The organism is Spirulina subsalsa CS-330 (assembly GCF_028330765.1).
Taxonomy (GTDB): Bacteria; Cyanobacteriota; Cyanobacteriia; order Cyanobacteriales; family Spirulinaceae; genus Spirulina; species Spirulina subsalsa_A.
Map to the genome: position 1 here is coordinate 1 of NZ_JAQMTY010000013.1, position 16,143 is coordinate 16,143.

General features: G+C 54.3%; 19 protein-coding genes. 12 read left to right on the top strand and 7 right to left on the bottom strand.

Annotated features, from left to right (window positions below; translation table 11 throughout):
* The first annotated feature begins 590 nt into the window (after positions 1-590).
* From pipX to proC, 4 genes are all read left to right on the top strand, one after another.
* On the top strand, positions 591-863 hold the full coding sequence (gene pipX / locus PN477_RS00670; protein ID WP_272116091.1) for a transcriptional coactivator PipX: 273 nt from the start codon (positions 591-593) through the stop codon (positions 861-863).
* A 46-nt stretch (positions 864-909) separates the two neighbouring features.
* Positions 910-1,590: a YggS family pyridoxal phosphate-dependent enzyme gene (locus tag PN477_RS00675; protein WP_272116093.1), complete on the top strand. Its 681-nt coding sequence runs from the start codon at positions 910-912 to the stop codon at positions 1,588-1,590.
* 122 nt (positions 1,591-1,712) lie between these two features.
* Positions 1,713-2,345, top strand: coding sequence for a cell division protein SepF (locus tag PN477_RS20780; RefSeq protein ID WP_417158715.1), 633 nt, complete (start codon positions 1,713-1,715; stop codon positions 2,343-2,345).
* A gap of 111 nt (positions 2,346-2,456) precedes the next feature.
* Positions 2,457-3,266 (top strand): pyrroline-5-carboxylate reductase, encoded by an 810-nt coding sequence (gene proC / locus PN477_RS00685; RefSeq protein ID WP_272116097.1) that lies wholly within the window; start codon positions 2,457-2,459, stop codon positions 3,264-3,266.
* On the opposite strand, the gene PN477_RS00690 is transcribed toward proC, so the two are convergent.
* Together PN477_RS00690 and PN477_RS00695 are read right to left on the bottom strand one after the other, a co-directional pair.
* Positions 3,254-3,706, bottom strand: a complete 453-nt coding sequence (locus tag PN477_RS00690; RefSeq protein WP_272116099.1) for a lasso peptide biosynthesis B2 protein — start codon at positions 3,704-3,706, stop codon at positions 3,254-3,256. The two genes, proC and PN477_RS00690, sit on opposite strands and share 13 nt — an antisense overlap.
* A 1-nt stretch (position 3,707) precedes the next feature.
* Entirely contained in the window at positions 3,708-4,373 is a 666-nt protein-coding gene (locus PN477_RS00695) for an N-acetylmannosamine-6-phosphate 2-epimerase (RefSeq protein WP_417158716.1), read from the bottom strand.
* A 40-nt stretch (positions 4,374-4,413) separates the two neighbouring features.
* Between PN477_RS00695 and PN477_RS00700 the strand changes: the two genes are divergently transcribed.
* From PN477_RS00700 to PN477_RS00710, 3 genes are all read left to right on the top strand, one after another.
* Positions 4,414-4,791 (top strand): hypothetical protein, encoded by a 378-nt coding sequence (locus PN477_RS00700; protein ID WP_272116103.1) that lies wholly within the window; start codon positions 4,414-4,416, stop codon positions 4,789-4,791.
* A 232-nt stretch (positions 4,792-5,023) separates the two neighbouring features.
* Positions 5,024-5,470 carry a hypothetical protein gene (locus tag PN477_RS00705; RefSeq protein WP_272116104.1) on the top strand — a complete coding sequence of 149 codons (447 nt, stop codon included), beginning with the start codon at positions 5,024-5,026 and terminating at the stop codon, positions 5,468-5,470.
* 63 nt (positions 5,471-5,533) lie between these two features.
* Entirely contained in the window at positions 5,534-6,007 is a 474-nt protein-coding gene (locus PN477_RS00710) for an ureidoglycolate lyase (protein WP_272116106.1), read from the top strand.
* Between the two features lie 104 nt (positions 6,008-6,111).
* Here PN477_RS00710 and PN477_RS00715 read toward each other — a convergent pair whose 3' ends face one another.
* Positions 6,112-6,402 (bottom strand): DUF427 domain-containing protein, encoded by a 291-nt coding sequence (locus PN477_RS00715; protein WP_272116109.1) that lies wholly within the window; start codon positions 6,400-6,402, stop codon positions 6,112-6,114.
* Between the two features lie 200 nt (positions 6,403-6,602).
* Between PN477_RS00715 and PN477_RS00720 the strand changes: the two genes are divergently transcribed.
* The 3 genes from PN477_RS00720 to ndhD1 all read left to right on the top strand — a co-directional run bounded on the left by PN477_RS00720 (position 6,603) and on the right by ndhD1 (position 10,888).
* A complete protein-coding gene (locus PN477_RS00720; protein ID WP_272116111.1) occupies positions 6,603-6,941 on the top strand; it encodes a thioredoxin family protein in 339 nt (112 codons plus the stop codon).
* Positions 6,942-7,205: 264 nt separating this feature from the next.
* A complete protein-coding gene (locus PN477_RS00725) occupies positions 7,206-9,215 on the top strand; it encodes an NAD(P)H-quinone oxidoreductase subunit 5 (RefSeq protein ID WP_272116112.1) in 2,010 nt (669 codons plus the stop codon).
* 83 nt (positions 9,216-9,298) lie between these two features.
* On the top strand, positions 9,299-10,888 hold the full coding sequence (gene ndhD1, locus PN477_RS00730) for a photosynthetic/respiratory NAD(P)H-quinone oxidoreductase subunit D1 (protein WP_334310506.1): 1,590 nt from the start codon (positions 9,299-9,301) through the stop codon (positions 10,886-10,888).
* Between the two features lie 61 nt (positions 10,889-10,949).
* Here ndhD1 and PN477_RS00735 read toward each other — a convergent pair whose 3' ends face one another.
* Positions 10,950-11,174 carry a DUF6464 family protein gene (locus PN477_RS00735; RefSeq protein ID WP_272116114.1) on the bottom strand — a complete coding sequence of 75 codons (225 nt, stop codon included), beginning with the start codon at positions 11,172-11,174 and terminating at the stop codon, positions 10,950-10,952.
* Between the two features lie 294 nt (positions 11,175-11,468).
* On the opposite strand from PN477_RS00735, the gene PN477_RS00740 reads away from it, so the two are divergent.
* Positions 11,469-12,194, top strand: a complete 726-nt coding sequence (locus PN477_RS00740) for an LEVG family PEP-CTERM protein (RefSeq protein WP_272116116.1) — start codon at positions 11,469-11,471, stop codon at positions 12,192-12,194.
* Positions 12,195-12,298: 104 nt separating this feature from the next.
* Here the strand turns inward: PN477_RS00740 and PN477_RS00745 are convergent, their stop codons facing one another.
* Together PN477_RS00745 and PN477_RS00750 are read right to left on the bottom strand one after the other, a co-directional pair.
* Positions 12,299-14,074 (bottom strand): peptidoglycan D,D-transpeptidase FtsI family protein, encoded by a 1,776-nt coding sequence (locus PN477_RS00745; protein WP_272116119.1) that lies wholly within the window; start codon positions 14,072-14,074, stop codon positions 12,299-12,301.
* Between the two features lie 15 nt (positions 14,075-14,089).
* Positions 14,090-14,725: a hypothetical protein gene (locus PN477_RS00750; RefSeq protein ID WP_272116121.1), complete on the bottom strand. Its 636-nt coding sequence runs from the start codon at positions 14,723-14,725 to the stop codon at positions 14,090-14,092.
* Positions 14,726-14,894: 169 nt separating this feature from the next.
* Here PN477_RS00750 and PN477_RS00755 point away from each other — a divergent pair, with 169 nt between their 5' ends.
* A complete protein-coding gene (locus PN477_RS00755) occupies positions 14,895-15,569 on the top strand; it encodes a glutathione S-transferase family protein (protein ID WP_272146892.1) in 675 nt (224 codons plus the stop codon).
* 23 nt (positions 15,570-15,592) lie between these two features.
* Here the strand turns inward: PN477_RS00755 and PN477_RS00760 are convergent, their stop codons facing one another.
* Positions 15,593-15,928, bottom strand: coding sequence for a LapA family protein (locus tag PN477_RS00760; RefSeq protein ID WP_272116124.1), 336 nt, complete (start codon positions 15,926-15,928; stop codon positions 15,593-15,595).
* Between the last annotated feature and the right edge of the window lie 215 nt (positions 15,929-16,143).

Genomic DNA, 16,143 nt, shown 5'->3' on the forward strand with positions numbered 1-16,143 from the left:
ATCCCAGTTATGCAATCCCTCACCCAACCCTCTCCCTCAGGAGAGGGCTTTTGGCTCCTTTCTCCTGCGGGAGAAGGGCTGGGGATGAGGGTGCTCCCTGGCGAGCCATGGGAATCTGCAAAAGTGGGATGCACCCCTTGCTTGTCCTAATGCCCTTGTTGATTGCTATAAATCGAGCCGATTAAACCGGTTTCTGATTAGGATTAACACGCTAATTCCCCCCAACAAGTAATGTCTGCCTGCCCATCAAAAACCACCTCAAGTGACATCGATCGGGGGATACTTCGGGGGTGAGAATCGGGGCTAGAATCCTGTCTTGCTGAGGTGGGAGGAGCGCGGAATTTCCTGAAAAGGGACAAATCAAGATATCATAGGCGTTTAGATTCACTTTAATGTTGCAAGTCGCCTTGCAGAAGGTCTCAAGCAATGTTGTTAGATAGACTCTGTCTTATCTTGAGCGTAGTCGAAGCGTAAGTTTGAATAGGCCAGACTTTGGGATTGCTTGGTAATCCGTTCATAGGCTGATTGCCTATAGAAGTCCTTGATTACCGCCATCAATAAGTCATGGAGAATCTTTTAGACAAGACCGAATGAAAAGTAACGAAACATATCTCAATCATCCGACTTTTGGCCTCCTTTTCAAGGTTTGTCCGATTGAAGATAATCAAGAACTCTATACCACTCTCTACGCTCAACGCTTATTTTTTGTTGTTTCCCAAGCGACTCACGGGTTGGCGTTTGAGCCGCTGGGACGGTCGGATGCACGGTTGTTGGTGGAAAATCGGCTGCGGAAGTTGCGACGCATCAATGCTTTGGAGGATTATCAGGATTTGAATTTGATCTATAAGCGGACGTTTCAGTGATGGGGTGGGGTTTGATGCAATGTGTTGATGGTGTGATCTGGCTGATATGACTTCGATCGCTTCTCGTTTAGCAGCTATTGGTCAGACGTTGCCGCCTGGGGTGCGTCTGTTGGCGGTGAGTAAGACATTTCCGGTGACGGCGATTCGGGAGGCCTATGGGGCGGGGGTGCGGGATTTTGGGGAGAGTCGGATTCAAGAGGCGATCGCAAAACAAGCGGAGTTGCACGATCTACCGGATATCCGCTGGCATTTGATCGGCCATTTGCAAAGTAACAAGGCGAAAAAAGCCGTGGAGCAGTTTGATTGGATTCACACCTGCGATAGTTTGAAGCTGGCGCAGCGCCTCGATCGCCTCGCGGCGGAACTGGGCAAATCGCCAAACGTGTTTTTGCAGGTGAAGCCGCGCCCGGATGCGAATAAATATGGTTGGCCGTTGGCGGATCTGGCGGCGGATTTACCCCAGTTGGCCCAGTGTCAGCACTTGAAAATTCAAGGTTTGATGACGATTTTGCCGTTGGGGTTGACGACGGCGGATACTTTGAAGGCGTTTCAAGAGACACGGGATGCAGCGGCTCACATTGCAGCGGCCTATGGCCCTCCCTTGGAGATGACGGAATTGTCCATGGGGATGTCCGGGGACTATCCGATCGCCATCAAAGCGGGGTCAACGATGGTGCGCATTGGTCGCGGTATTTTTGGCGATCGCCCCCCTGATCCATCGACCTAATTTAAAGGATTCGTCGTGCAAGGAGGCATTCTCCAGATATGATGATAGCGACCTTGTGATCACAAGGAATAGGGGCATTGGTATGATTAAGCCTATAGAACGGGATAGGGACCATTACAACCATGAATATTTTTAATAAACTCAAGGATCTTGTTGGCTACAATGAACCAGAGTATGAGTATTATGAGGAGGATATGGAGGGTAACGATTACCAAAATCTGTATCAACAGGAGAATGCTCCGGCTGCTGAGGAAGAGCGTCAACGCCCTCGCCGGACAAGGGATCGTTCAACAGTGATGACTGCGCCCGAAACCCCTTCCACATCCCCTGGTTTATCATCAACCGCAACCGCAGCAGCAAGGAGTAACGTGATAGGAATGCCCGGATCGGCAAACGGAATTTCAGAAGTCGTCGTCATTGAACCCCGTTCCTTTGAAGAAATGCCCCAAGTGATTCAGGCGCTCCGGGAACGGAAATCGGTGGTGTTGAATTTAACGATTATTGACCCAGATGAGGCGCAACGAGCGGTGGATTTTGTGGCGGGTGGAACCTATGCCATCGATGGACATCAAGAGCGGATTGGGGAAAGCATTTTTCTGTTTACCCCTAGTTGTGTGCAGGTGAGTACCCAAAATGCGATCGCCGCCCAGGAGTTAACCTCTCCCCTCACAACCCGGCCCACCATGAGCGCCGGTACTGGTGCGCCGAACCCGAACGCATCGTGGTCTTTAGACCCCAATCGTCTCGCTCAGTAGGGTGTCACGTTGATTCAGACTGTTGGACAGTTCCCTGTCCCCAATCGCGGGGGTGCAACGATGCACCCCCTTCGTTGTTGTTGAGCCGAGTGAGCAGGAGGTAATCGGGTCATGGTGTATCAATTAGGTGTGATTGGTGGGGGTGTGATGGGGGAGGCGCTCCTGTCGCGGCTGGTGGCGGAGCAGGTTTATGATCCCCGTGCTGTGATCGTGAGTGATCCGATGGCGGCGCGGGGTGAGGTGTTGCGATCGCGCTACGGCGTGACCACCACAACGAGCAACACAGAAGCCAGCCAGGCGGAGATCCTCCTTCTGGCCGTCAAGCCCCAAATTCTCAGCGCGGTGCAGCAGAGTTTGGCCTCGGTGCAGCTTGCACCCTCAACCCTTGTTCTGTCGATTTTGGCGGGGGTGACCCTTGAGCGCCTCAATACTGTCTTTCCCCAACAGCCGACGATTCGGGTGATGCCCAATACACCGGCTACGGTGGGCGCAGGGATGACCGCGATCGCCCCCAATGCGCAGGTTTCAGCAACGCAAATCACCCAAGCCGAGCGCATTTTTGCGGCGGTGGGTGAGGTGGTGACGGTTCCCGAAGGCTTGATGGATGCGGTGACGGGGCTATCGGGATCGGGGCCTGCCTTTGTGGCGCTCCTGATTGAAGCCCTGGCCGATGGCGGTGTTGCCGCCGGTTTACCCCGTGCCATTGCCCAAACCCTCGCCCTCCAAACGGTGTACGGCACAGCACAACTGCTGCGAGAAACAGAACTGCATCCGGCCCAACTCAAGGATCAAGTCACCAGTCCGGGGGGCACAACGATCTCCGGGGTGGCCGCCTTAGAGGAACATGGGTTTCGTTCGGCGGTGATTAAGGCGGTGCAGGCGGCCTACGGGCGATCGCGGGAACTAGGTCAATCAGGGTGAATCGTCTGGGCAAAAGCGCGGTAGTCTTGGCCGATGTCGGCGCGATCGCCCAACACTTGCCCCTGCCATTCCAGCCACGCATGACTTTCCATCTGGCCCTGATGGCGACGCATCCCAATCCGTAAATCAGCCGCCACGCCATACCACCGCAACCCATAGGCCAAGGTCAGCGATCGCCGCAAACAATTACTCCAGATCCGACTGTAGCGATCCGCCAGCGTCACCATCGCCGCCAAGCGTTTAATCTGCCGAGGGGATAAGCGCGGTTCGCACCGCTGCGGATCGGGCGCACAGCATCTTAAGCATTGCTGGGTTCGCCGTAACCCTAACCCCTGCATCAACAGAGCCACCACGGGCAACAGCATCATTGCCCCGAGGAACCACCCCCAATCCTGCCGCGACAACCGCTGCACCGTCTGCCACTTTTGCCGCCACCCCATCTCACAGCACCGCTCGAAACGCTTGGGTGCGCAGATCAATTCCTGTAATCGCCGTGCCCACCACCACCGCATCCGCGCCCCCATCCAACGCTTGGCGCACCATCTCCGGGGTGGCGATACCGCCTTCGCAAATGGTGAAGGTGTCGAGTTCTTGGGCGATGCGGCGGAGGAGATCCCAGGCGGGCGGGGTTTGGGTGGCGGTGGCTTCGGTATAGCCGTAGAGGGTTGTGCCGACGATATCCGCCCCAGCGGCGATCGCCTCCGAGGCACTGGCAAAATCATCCACATCCGCCATCACTAACTTGCCTCGATCCTGGATCGCCGTGATTAACTCTGCCACCGTCACCCCATCGGGGCGATCGCGCAAGGTCGCATCAATGGCCACAATATCCGCCCCCGCATCAATCACTGCGATCGCATCCTCCAAACGCGGCGTAATATACACCGCACAACCGGGGATCACCTGCTTCCAAAGGCCAATAATCGGAATCTGGGGCAATACTTGGCGCACCGCTTGGATATGGGCGGGGCTATCAATTCGCACCGCCACCGCTCCTTGATTGACTGTGGCCTGTGCGATCGCCGCAATCATCTCCGGCGCATGGAGAGGCGAATCCGCCGGAGCTTGGCAAGAGACAATTAACTGATCACGAAGGCTAGAAAGCATGGTGCTATCGTAGAGAATACCATCGACAGCATAATCCACAATGGTAACCCTAAGCCCCGAAGAAATTGAACAATTTCGCATCCAACTCAATCGCTATCCGCCCGCCCTCAAAGCCCTCACCGAAATTGAAGACTGCGAAGGCAACCTCGAAGATGCCACCATCTCCATCGCCATCCGCGCCGGACAACAACCCCAAGAAGATAACGCCGCTTGGCTTGCCGACCTCGCGAAACGCTGTCGCGCTGTGATCTGCCAAGACATTCCCCGCCAAAACCTCGCCGCCGGTGCGATCGACAAAACAATCATCGCCGTCGCCAATTCTGACCTGATCCCCCCCTCCTTAGCCACACCGGTCATTTTGTATGTGTTAAAAACAGGATTAGAGGACTTTTGCCGTCCCTTAGAAACCCCCTCTTAAATGATGGCAACCCCTGTTTTCCAAGGTGCGTCATTGCAGGGACGGTGAATCAAAAACTATGGTGCAACTCTTTACTCAACTAGTCTCCCCCCCCATCAACAAGATGATGATTCTTGGGCTCTGTCTGGGAATAGGACTCTCAAGCTGTGGCGAAAGTAAAGTCACACAATGTAATAAGCTGATCCTTGAAATCAGTAAATTAGAATCAATTGATCAAACCTTCTATGAGCAAATGAAAAACTCTGAATCCTTTGAACAGGCCCAGAGTTTTGACGAGTTCAAGCAAGCTGCCCAGGAAATGTCCACCGCCTTTAACAAAATTGCTGAGGATATCACCCTCTACATCGAAGCCATTCAAAATGTCAAAGTAGCAGATCAAGAACTACAGACGTTCCAAGAAACTTATGTGGAACAAGGCGGGCATCACCGTGACTTAATTCAAGATGCATCAGGGGTTTTGAATGAAGTGAGCCAACTGAATTTAGATGCCGAAGGTCGCATCAAACTCGACCAACTCGCCACCGCCATTGATCAATTTTCCGTTGAAGTGGAAAAATCGAGCCTCACTGTAGCGGACACGATCCGCACCCTCCAAACCTATTGCGGCGTGACCCCCATGCCACCCGCCACCGAATTAGAGCCAGCCCCCGAAGTAACTCCCGATTCGCCTCCTCAATAGGCCGTTGGGATCATTGCATCGCACCATACGATCATGATCACCCTCGCTCATAAATAGTGACTGATGACCCTGACTCCTTTGCACCTCGAACCGATTACCCCCGAAACCTTCGCCCCCTTCGGTCAACAGATTCTACCCACCGCCGATGGTAAGCCCTACGATCGCACCGATGCCCAGCTTGAACTCAGTCAAGGCATTCCCCGGTTCTACATCATGCGCCTCACTCAACGGAGGCGACAGTTTCACCGCATGACCCACCACCAACGCTGCACCCAATGCCTCGGCTCTCTCCATGGTCAGCCCTGGCTCTTGGCCGTCGCTCCCCCCTCGCCCCAACCCGATCCCCAGGCCATTCGCGCCTTTCAGATTCCAGGCGATTGTTTTGTGAAACTGCATCAGGGAACTTGGCACGCTGGCCCTTATTTTGATGCGGATGTGGTGGATTTTTACAACCTCGAACTCAGCGACACCAACATTACCGATCACGTCACCTATGATCTGCAAGCAGAGCACGGCTTGACCTTTGTGCTGGTTTAGGTGATCCGGTAACCGGGCTTGAACGTGTTGGGTTGAGGCGATCGCAACCCAGCAGCGATAAGCCTTTGGGTTGCGATCGCCCCAACCTCAAGATTGTCTAGGGGTTAGGCTTCGATTTTGACCTTGGTTTTATAAAATGCCACGTATCCTTCGATCGCCTTCGCCCGTTCCGTTGTCGTGGCGGGGTAGTACCAGGCGGCATCCTTGATTTCAGTGCCGTTGACGGTCACGTTGTAGTAACTGGCTTGGCCTTTCCAGGAGCAATGGGTGTGGGTGGCGCTCGGCGTAAAATAATCCGAGTTCAGGGCATCGGGGGGGAAGTAGTAGTTGCCTTCGACTTGTTCGCAGCGATCGCTACTGGCAAGGACAACATCATTGAGGACTGCTTTCAGCATCGATTTACAAAAAGTAATAAAACTAAACTGATTGTAAGGATAAAAGGGCTAAAAATACCAATATTCTCACTGCACTCATGAGTGCTGATCCCCAATTTCTTTAGATAAATTTAAGCTTGTCGATTTCGACAGACTTTCTCTAGCCGATCCCTGAAATCCGATGTAGCATGATCCCAAAGACTTTAATAAATCTATTTATCATGCTCAATACGACCGACGAGACATTCGATCGCCATGTTCTCGCTGCCCACAACCCTGTCATGGTTTACTTTTGGGCCCCTTGGTGTAAACTCTGCCACTTAGTCGAGCCGACCCTCTTAAAAACCCAAGGCGAGTTTCCAGTTCCCCTGCAAATTGCTCGTGTTAATGCGGATGAAAATTTGAAGCTGGCCGCAACATATCGCCTCAAAATTTTACCAACCCTAGTCCTGTTCGCTCAAGGTGAGTTGATCTATCGCCTCGAAGGGTTTCCGGGGCGAGATGAACTCTATCGGAGCCTGAGCCAGGCCAGTCTTCAACTGCTCACGCCTTCGCTCTAGTCGTCGCGGTGAGCAATGACCCAAACTGAATCGTGATCTGCTGTTGGTGGCCGGGGCAATCCGTCTAAAACTGATTGCCTTCTTTGATGGTGCGGTGATGGTGCGGTGATGGTGCGGTGATGGTGCGATCGCCCTCCCCCGCCCCCCAGCCGCACAGTCAACGCTCCAAATTCCTATCGCAGACGTTAACACATCTTTAAATAACGCCATGTGTCACAATTGGTAGCGGTATTCTGCAACAAGGATAAGCAACTAGCATTTGTGATGGAATCATTCCTCTACGACTACGCTTGGTTAATCCCCGTGTTGCCCCTCCTCGGTGCAGCATTGGTGGGAATCGGGCTGATATCAGTCAACAACGTAACCAATAAACTTCGCCAACTCAACGCCGTCGTCATCCTCGTCCTCATCGGCGTGGCCATGACGATGTCCTTTGCGTTGCTTTGGAGTCAACTTCAAGGTCATGCGCCCTATACCCAAAGCTTTGAATGGGCCGCCGCTGGCAGTTTTCGGCTCACCATGGGGTACATCATTGATCCCCTAACATCGGTCATGTTAGCGATCGTGACCAGTGTCGCCCTCTTGGTGATGATCTACACCGATGGCTACATGGCCCATGATCCCGGCTATGTCCGGTTTTATGCCTACTTGAGTATATTTAGTGCCTCAATGTTGGGACTGGTGATCAGCCCCAACCTTGTGCAAGTCTATATTTTCTGGGAATTGGTGGGGATGTGCTCCTACCTGCTGATTGGCTTTTGGTACGATCGCAAAGCCGCCGCCGATGCCTGCCAAAAAGCCTTTGTCACCAACCGCGTCGGCGACTTTGGCCTTCTCCTCGGCATGCTCGGCCTCTATTGGGCCACCGGCAGCTTTGAATTTGCCGTCATCGGTGAACGCCTTGAGGAATTGGTTTCCTCTGGGGCATTGGCCGGCGGTTTAGCCGCCTTCTTCGGAATTTTGGTCTTTCTGGGCCCCGTGGCCAAATCCGCCCAATTCCCCCTCCATGTGTGGCTGCCCGACGCGATGGAAGGCCCCACCCCCATTTCCGCCCTGATCCACGCCGCCACCATGGTCGCAGCGGGCGTGTTCTTGATTGCGCGGATGTATCCCGTTTTTGAGCCCTTCCCCCTCGTGATGAACGTGATCGCCTGGACGGGGGCCTTAACCGCCTTCCTTGGGGCATCGATCGCCATCACCCAAAACGACATTAAAAAAGGCCTCGCCTATTCCACCATTTCCCAACTGGGCTACATGGTGATGGCCATGGGCTGCGGCGCGTATTCGGCGGGTCTCTTTCACCTGATGACCCATGCCTACTTCAAAGCCATGCTTTTCCTCTGCTCCGGCTCGGTGATCCATGGGATGGAAGCCGTGGTGGGCCATAACCCGGTGTTGGCTCAGGATATGCGTTTGATGGGGGGCTTGCGGAAATATATGCCCATTACCGCCACCACCTTTTTAATTGGCAACTTGGCAATCTGTGGGATTCCGCCCTTTGCTGGGTTTTGGTCAAAGGATGAAATTCTAGGGTCAGCCTTTGGGGCGAATCCGGCCCTCTGGCTCGTGGGCTGGCTGACGGCGGGGATCACGGCGTTCTATATGTTCCGGATGTATTTCCTCACCTTTGAGGGGCCATTCCGGGGTACGGATACCACGATTCAAGGTGAGTTGATGGCGGCGGCGGGGGCGATCGCTGGTGGTGGTTCTGATGATCACGGCGATCACCATGATGCCAAGCCCCACGAATCCCCTTGGACGATGACCTTGCCCTTGGCGATTTTGGCGATTCCCTCAGCCCTGATCGGGTTGGCGGGTGTGCCGTGGCACAATCGTTTTGAACATTTGGTTCATGCTCCCGGTGAAGCGATCGCCGCTTTGGCCGAGTTTGACCAAACTGAGTTTCTCATTATGGCGGGTTCTTCCGTTGGCATTGGGTTGATCGGGATTGCCCTGGCTGGCCTGATGTATAGCCAAAAGGCGATCGATCCGAAGGCGATCGCTCAGAAAATCCAACCCCTTTACAACTTCTCCCTCAACAAATGGTATTTTGACGAACTTTACGATCGCGTCTTCGTCGTCGGCACTCGCCGCATTGCGCGGCAAATGCTCGAAATTGACTATCGCGTCGTGGATGGAGCCGTCAACTTTACCGGCCTCGTCACCGTGGTTACGGGTCAAGGGTTGAAGTACTTTGAAAACGGTCGCGTCCAATTCTACGCCCTGATTATTTTCGCGGCGGTATTAGGGTTTGTCGTGGTCTCTAGTCTCTAGAAACACGGTGGCGGGATGCGATCGCGTCTCCCGCTGCCCCCATCTTCACCCCCCGATACCCCCTTGCTAATACCAGACTTGTTATGAATGCAACCCATTTTCCGTGGCTGACCGTCATCATTTTGTTTCCCTTGCTGGCGGGCCTCTTGCTCCCGATCATCCCAGACAAAGACGGGAAAACCGTGCGCTGGTATTCCCTGATCGTCGGGTTGATTGATTTTGTTTTCATCGTCTACGCCTTCTACACCGGCTACGACCTCTCCGAACCCGGATTGCAACTGGTGGAAAGCTACACCTGGATTCCGGACATTGACCTGAAATGGTCAGTGGGGGTTGATGGTCTCTCGATGCCCTTGGTGATTTTGACGGGGTTTATCACCACCCTGGCAATGATGGCCGCCTGGCCCGTCACCCTCAAACCCAAGCTCTTTTACTTCCTGATGTTGGCGATGTACGGCGGTCAGATCGCGGTCTTTGCCGTGCAGGATTTACTGCTCTTCTTCCTGGTGTGGGAATTGGAACTCGTGCCGGTGTACCTGATTTTGTCGATCTGGGGCGGGAAAAAACGCCTCTACGCCGCCACCAAGTTCATTCTTTACACCGCCGGCGGTTCGCTGTTCATCCTGGCTGCCGCGTTGACAATGGCGTTTTACGGCGATACGGTCACCTTTGATATGAGTGCGATCGCTGCCAAAGACTACGGTCTCGGCCTGCAACTGATCCTCTATGCCGGTTTCCTGATTGCCTACGGAGTCAAACTCCCCATCTTTCCCCTCCATACCTGGCTCCCCGATGCCCACGGTGAAGCCACCGCCCCCGCCCACATGCTCCTCGCCGGGATTCTCCTCAAAATGGGCGGCTATGCTCTGATCCGGATGAACGTAGGCATGCTCCCCGATGCCCATGCGCGTTTCGCCCCGGTGCTAGTTATTTTGGGGGTGGTCAACATTGTCTATGCGGCGTTTACCTCCTTTGCCCAGCGCAACCTGAAGCGCAAAATCGCCTATTCCTCCATTTCCCACATGGGCTTTGTCTTGATTGGGATCGCCTCCTTCACCGAACTGGGGATGAGCGGCGCGATGCTGCAAATGATTTCCCACGGGCTGATCGGCGCGAGTCTCTTCTTCATGGTGGGGGCAACCTACGATCGCACCCATACCCTGATGCTCGACGAAATGGGCGGTGTGGGCAAAACGATGAAAAAAGCCTTCGCCATGTGGACGGCCTGCTCCCTCGCTTCCCTTGCCCTGCCGGGGATGAGCGGTTTTGTGGCGGAACTGATGGTGTTTGTGGGCTTTGCCACCAGTGATGCCTATAGCACCACCTTCCGGGTGATTGTGGTGATCCTCGCCGCTGTGGGGGTGATCCTCACGCCGATTTACCTGCTTTCGATGTTGCGGGAAATCTTCTACGGCGAAGAAAACAAAGAGTTAGTTTCCCATGAAAAACTCGTGGATGTGGAACCCCGCGAAGTCTTCATCATTGGGGCGTTGCTCGTGCCGATCATCGGCATCGGTCTCTATCCCAAAATTGCCACCCAAATCTACGACAGCACCCTAACCCAACTCACGGCCATGGTGCGGGGTCACGTTCCCACTTTGGTAGAGACGGCGAAAACCCCACCGCCGGCGATCGCAGGGGTGTCCATGGCTCCCACTATCGGGCCCGATTAACCATCAAGATCATTTCAGTGAAACAAGGGATGGACGAGCGATCGCGCTTGTCCATCTTTTTTTAGGGGTCGTTGGGGTCGGTTGGACGGTAATCGGGGCAGGTTGGCGGGTCTCCGAGGGGATGAACAGCGCAGCGGAGGAAAGCAGACCGGGCAAAGTAGCAACAGGTGCGACAGCGATCGCGCCGCCCCGCCCATAATCGCAACTGCTGGTCATGATCTCGGAGACGCTGCCGAATTGCGGCATGGGAGGTAAGACGCATCCGTTCAAACGCAACTGAAGCCATTGATCTCTGTTCAACAACTCGATGATCTCACTGTAGCGCCCCTGAAGCCTCTAGACACCGCACCCGTCGATCAGACCCTGTCTTTGGGGCAATTATTATTAAGCTAAAAGAGAAAAAATAAATCCTCAAATCTCAGTATTTTCTCGTCCGTAAAAACCGATCATTAGCCCACTCTTCGTGTATTTCATCAAAGCTTTACAAGATTTACGCCATTCTTTACCCATTATTGATTGATATTGATCGTGTTTTTCTGCATATTAGAGGTGTAGTCCAAGTTGTTCAGTCCTTACTATTATGTTTAACTCTACCGTTAAGACTATTCTCGCCGCCGCCACAGCAACCCTCTCTTGGGGTGCGATCGCAACCACCGCATCTGCCTATGACTTCGTACCCCAGCAAGAAGGCGAGATCAACGTCGGTTTAGGCTGTTACGATGGCTGTATTCAGATTGATCCAATATTTGAAAGCATTATTTCCTTAACCGATAGCAGCACCGGCAGCCGCAGCCGCCTTTTCGTCGATAACTTAGCCACCAAGAGCACCTATAACGGTGGTCAAACTGTTTTTCAGAAAAAAGATGCCGGGACGAACTTTAGCGGCTTCTTCTTCCGTCCATCAGAATATAACGAAAGCAATGGCTACGCCGAAGAACAAGGACAACTCGAAGTTGGTACGTTTGAGTTCACATTTTCCAGTGTTATTTCTGCATTGACCATTGACTTTTTTGATACGGAGTCGAAAAATACCACGGGAGCCTTGGCAATTAATGGGGTTAACCTCACCCCGGATTATGTTGCCAAGGGTGGAGATGGTAACTTAGTGTCCCAAACATTCTTTGATGTCAAATCAATCACCCTGAAGTTTGGTAACGATACCGCTAGTGGCACAGGGGATGGCGTGAACTTCAAGATGGCAGGGGAACCGGCAGTGGGTACTCCAGAACCCGGTACGATCGCCGCCGGTTTGATGGCATCGAGCATGATTGCTGCCGCTCGCAAGCGTCAAAAGCGTAACGGTTAAGACTACCCCCCGAATTAAGAAAAGGGAGCAGAATCATCTGCTCCCTTTTCTTGTGTGCCTTGACGGTGTGAGGATTAGCCCTGTTTTTGGGCAGGAATACCGGGTCAGGGGGACGAGGGCGGCAACCCTTCGATCGCAATCAACGCTTCTGTGATGGACTTCACCAACGGCGCGGCGACGGTGGAGCCGAAGAGGTCTTCGCCTTGGGGTTCGTCAATCACCACTAACACTAAATATTGCGGACTTTCGAGGGGGAGGATGGTGAAGAAGCTGACGATTTTGCGATCGCTGAAATAGCCCCCGTCAGGACTCGCCTTTTCCGCCGTTCCCGATTTTCCCCCCAGACGATAGCCCGAAATCCGCGCCGATTGTCCACTGGGGGCATCAATCACCGCCGCCATTTTATCGAGCACCACCTCGGTGGTGGCGGGCGAAAACACGCGCTTGACCGGGTGATCCGTCGGTTCCCAGACCAGGGTATTCTCCGCATCCACCAAGCCCCGCACCAGATGCGGCGTGACCAGCAGCCCACCATTGGCGATCGCTGCTTGCAGTTGGGCCAATTTCAACGGTGTCAAAGAAAAGCCTTGGCCAAAGGCCGTCGTCGCCGCTTCCACGGGTGAATGAATAAACTGCTCGGCAGATTTCAGTTGTCCCGCTGCGGCTCCGGGGAGTTCAATGGCTGGGGCAACGGTGAGATCGAGGTTTTTCAGCGCCTCGTAGTATACCTTGGGGTCCATCTGTTGCACCAAGTCCACCATGGCCACATTGCTCGAATAGCTGAGAATTTCCCCCAGGTTGAGATCGCCGCGCCCCCCGACGGATTCGTAATCATGGTTGGCAATTTCCCAGGTATCAATCTCGATTTTGCCGGCATCGTAGAAGGTGTCGTCGGATTGAATCGCTCCCGCTTCGAGGGCGATCGCCATATTAATCGGCTTAAACGTCGATCCCGGTTCATAGAGATCCGTCACCGCCCAATTTTTAAACAGGGTCAGGTCAAATTTAGAATATTCATTGGGGTCAAAGGTAGGTTCACAGGCCAAGGCCAACAGCGCCCCATCGTTAACATTCATCACCAACACCGCCCCCCGTTTCGCCTTGTAGGTCTCCACCTGCTGCTTGAGGAGCGATCGCGCCACCCGCTGCAACCGCATATCCACCGTCAACTGCAACCGCTGATCATCAAACCCCAACAGCCCCGACGGAATATGATCCGGCATTAACGCCCCATTGCCCGCCCGGCTCATTTGCAGCGTGCGCAGATTCCGTTCCAAAGCCTTCTCTTGGGTATATTCCAACCCCGCCTGCCCCTTATGGTCTAAATCCACATACCCCACCACATCCGACACCAACTCCTGCTGAGGATACAGGCGAGAATATTGGCGGATCAATTCCAACCCATTCAGCTTCAAGGCGCGAATTTGATCCGCCGTTTCCTCCGACAAATTCGCCGCCAACGGAATGCCACTATCCCGTACCTTGAGGGTCTTCAACAACGCCTCAGCATCTTGGGTGAGGGGACGGGCTAACTGCTGCGCCATAGCCTCACGGCTGACGGGGAATTGATTGGGGTGGGCATAGAGCGTATAGACCAGGCGATCCGTCGCTAAGATATTCCCGGCTCGATCCACGATTTCACGGCGAGGAATATAGGGGCGCATATAGGTCATTTGCTGATTCCGCGCCTGTTCCATCAAGTCAGGGGCGCGCAGAATCTGCAATCGATATAGATTAAATCCTAACCCCGCCAAACTCGCAGCGAGCAGGCCCCAGACAATCCACAACCGTCGGGGTTGAAGACGGTAGGGGCGCGGGGTGAAGGGCGGGGCGGGGGCATCCGGTGGGGAGGGCGTTGCGGGAAAGTCAGGATTGGACATAGGGCAGGCAGGGCCTTAATAGCCCAAGGGTGCATCTGCGGTGAAACTGACCAAGGGGGCGGTGGGGGTGGAGACGGGTTGAACCGGTTGGCCCGTGGCCTTGGGGAGAAAGATGGTATTGGCCGGACTGGGGGCAACGAGGTTATTTTCCGGTGCAGTGGCCTGTTGAGCTAATTGGTTTTTCATTAACTCGTTGGCGGTGGTGAGTTCGCGTTTTTCCCGTTGGAGTTGTTCGAGGTGGCGAAAATCTTCACTCCAGGCCTGTTGGATGTACACCGTTGAGCCGTACACCATCAGGACGGCGGTGGCGAGACAAAAGGTGAGAATGGATGAGCCTTGTTGAATGATTAAGAGGGTGCGCAGCCAGAGGGGGACTTTGGGTGTTGTGGTCTGACGGGCACGCCGGGAGGGTTTGGCGGGGGCTTGGGGGGCTGTGGACGGTGTGGCGGGGGGGACGAGGGTGAGGGGGGCGGGGGTGTTGGGTTGCGCGATCGCCGCTGCCCCTTGCATCGCAGGATGACGAATCACTTTACCACTATCCACGGCGGCGGGTTCACGGAAGGCACGCGGTACATCCGGGCGTTGGGCGGTGGCAGCACGGCGACGGTGCGATGCCCGATGGGAGGGATAGCGTTGGACAGAAGCGATCATAGTCAATCCTTCGATGTACTGGCAATTGATGATTTCTATTCTAATGCGCCCCCATCCTATCATTGGATTCAGGGAACGGAGCGATTTTTGCGATCGCCATCCAGGGCGAGAGGGGGCGGAAGTCCCTAGCATTAGCCCTGGGCAGAGAAAAATGGAGACCGAAACAATCATGCTGCTTTTACAATTCAGTACGTCCCACTACTGCCGCAAAGCACGGCTAATGTTGGGATTCAAGGGGATCACGTATGATGTGGAAAACCTGACACCGGGGGCGCATATTCTCCGCCTCAAACCGTTGACGGGCTTAACCACGGTTCCGGTGCTCTGCCCGTCGGGAACGGCGGATGGGGAGGCGATCGCTGATTCCACTGCGATCGCCCAGTATCTAGACCAGCATTATCCCGATCCCCCCTTGTTTTGCGGTGATCCGGAGGGCGATCGCCAGGTGCAATGGCTCGAAGATTGGCTCGATGAAAGTATTGGCGTGGCCACCCGCTTCGTTTATTACGACTATCGCGCCCAGGACGGGAAACACCTCGATACCTCATGGGTGAATGGCCTGGTGATTCAACTCGTATGCCGTCAGTACAACATCAATGCAGCGGCTGTCCGCTTGGCGCGGCAACGGTTGGATCTCGCCTTGAATCAGGTGTTAACGCCGTGGCAGACCGGGCCGTTTCTCGTGGGCGATCGCTACACCCTCGCCGATCTCACCGCCGCTGCTCTGTTGGCTCCGTTAGCGATCGTTCCCCCCTACCTTGAGCAATACCCCTGGCTTTGGGAGCGGATCGCCGCCGTCCATGAACATTGCAGCGAAATGTTACCCCCCAGGGTTCAAGGGTGATTCTGTCCCATCGATGTTAAGCCCTAGGCATCACCGGCTGGGGGGAGTTTTTCCTGCTTAATTTCCGCCTTGTAGCGTTGTAATTCCTGTTCCAGTTCCGTGATGCGGCGATCGCGCACCTGCACCTGTTTGTAGTCCTGCATCGCGCTAATCTGCCGCTGCAACTTCACCCAGAGGCTAAACAACCAAGCCAAGGTCGCCCCCGCCCCCATCGTGATCAACAGTTCAATGGCGAGGGGAGCTTCGACGGTTTTTCCCGGTAGAAGCTGCACCGTGATCGGGTTAGTATTTTCCAGGCAGAAAAATGCGATCGCTAAACAAACCAGAAAAATCAACACAAAATTCACTTGGCGCATCATTCGCTTCCTCTCCAAACTCATGTTCAATAACCCAACCGTAGTCGTATCGTCCGGCCCCGATCTTAACGTGCCCCTTACCGTAAATTTTGGGTCTAAAGCCCCGTCCTTGTAGGACGGCTTTATCTTGTGATTCATTAATGATACATTCATATTAAGCGACCTAACAGAGTTGAAGTATGGGGTTCTAAGAGCAAGTCTTTTGGGTAAAACTTCGA

Bases quoted from the DNA above. Each gene is read 5' to 3' on its own strand.
- pipX (WP_272116091.1), top strand. From the start codon at position 591: ATGAAAAGTAACGAAACATATCTCAATCATCCGACTTTTGGCCTCCTT.
- PN477_RS00675 (WP_272116093.1), top strand. From the start codon at position 910: ATGACTTCGATCGCTTCTCGTTTAGCAGCTATTGGTCAGACGTTGCCG.
- PN477_RS20780 (WP_417158715.1), top strand. From the start codon at position 1,713: ATGAATATTTTTAATAAACTCAAGGATCTTGTTGGCTACAATGAACCA.
- proC (WP_272116097.1), top strand. From the start codon at position 2,457: ATGGTGTATCAATTAGGTGTGATTGGTGGGGGTGTGATGGGGGAGGCG.
- PN477_RS00690 (WP_272116099.1), bottom strand. From the start codon at position 3,706: ATGGGGTGGCGGCAAAAGTGGCAGACGGTGCAGCGGTTGTCGCGGCAG.
- PN477_RS00695 (WP_417158716.1), bottom strand. From the start codon at position 4,373: ATGCTTTCTAGCCTTCGTGATCAGTTAATTGTCTCTTGCCAAGCTCCG.
- PN477_RS00700 (WP_272116103.1), top strand. From the start codon at position 4,414: ATGGTAACCCTAAGCCCCGAAGAAATTGAACAATTTCGCATCCAACTC.
- PN477_RS00705 (WP_272116104.1), top strand. From the start codon at position 5,024: ATGAAAAACTCTGAATCCTTTGAACAGGCCCAGAGTTTTGACGAGTTC.
- PN477_RS00710 (WP_272116106.1), top strand. From the start codon at position 5,534: ATGACCCTGACTCCTTTGCACCTCGAACCGATTACCCCCGAAACCTTC.
- PN477_RS00715 (WP_272116109.1), bottom strand. From the start codon at position 6,402: ATGCTGAAAGCAGTCCTCAATGATGTTGTCCTTGCCAGTAGCGATCGC.
- PN477_RS00720 (WP_272116111.1), top strand. From the start codon at position 6,603: ATGCTCAATACGACCGACGAGACATTCGATCGCCATGTTCTCGCTGCC.
- PN477_RS00725 (WP_272116112.1), top strand. From the start codon at position 7,206: ATGGAATCATTCCTCTACGACTACGCTTGGTTAATCCCCGTGTTGCCC.
- ndhD1 (WP_334310506.1), top strand. From the start codon at position 9,299: ATGAATGCAACCCATTTTCCGTGGCTGACCGTCATCATTTTGTTTCCC.
- PN477_RS00735 (WP_272116114.1), bottom strand. From the start codon at position 11,174: ATGGCTTCAGTTGCGTTTGAACGGATGCGTCTTACCTCCCATGCCGCA.
- PN477_RS00740 (WP_272116116.1), top strand. From the start codon at position 11,469: ATGTTTAACTCTACCGTTAAGACTATTCTCGCCGCCGCCACAGCAACC.
- PN477_RS00745 (WP_272116119.1), bottom strand. From the start codon at position 14,074: ATGTCCAATCCTGACTTTCCCGCAACGCCCTCCCCACCGGATGCCCCC.
- PN477_RS00750 (WP_272116121.1), bottom strand. From the start codon at position 14,725: ATGATCGCTTCTGTCCAACGCTATCCCTCCCATCGGGCATCGCACCGT.
- PN477_RS00755 (WP_272146892.1), top strand. From the start codon at position 14,895: ATGCTGCTTTTACAATTCAGTACGTCCCACTACTGCCGCAAAGCACGG.
- PN477_RS00760 (WP_272116124.1), bottom strand. From the start codon at position 15,928: ATGATGCGCCAAGTGAATTTTGTGTTGATTTTTCTGGTTTGTTTAGCG.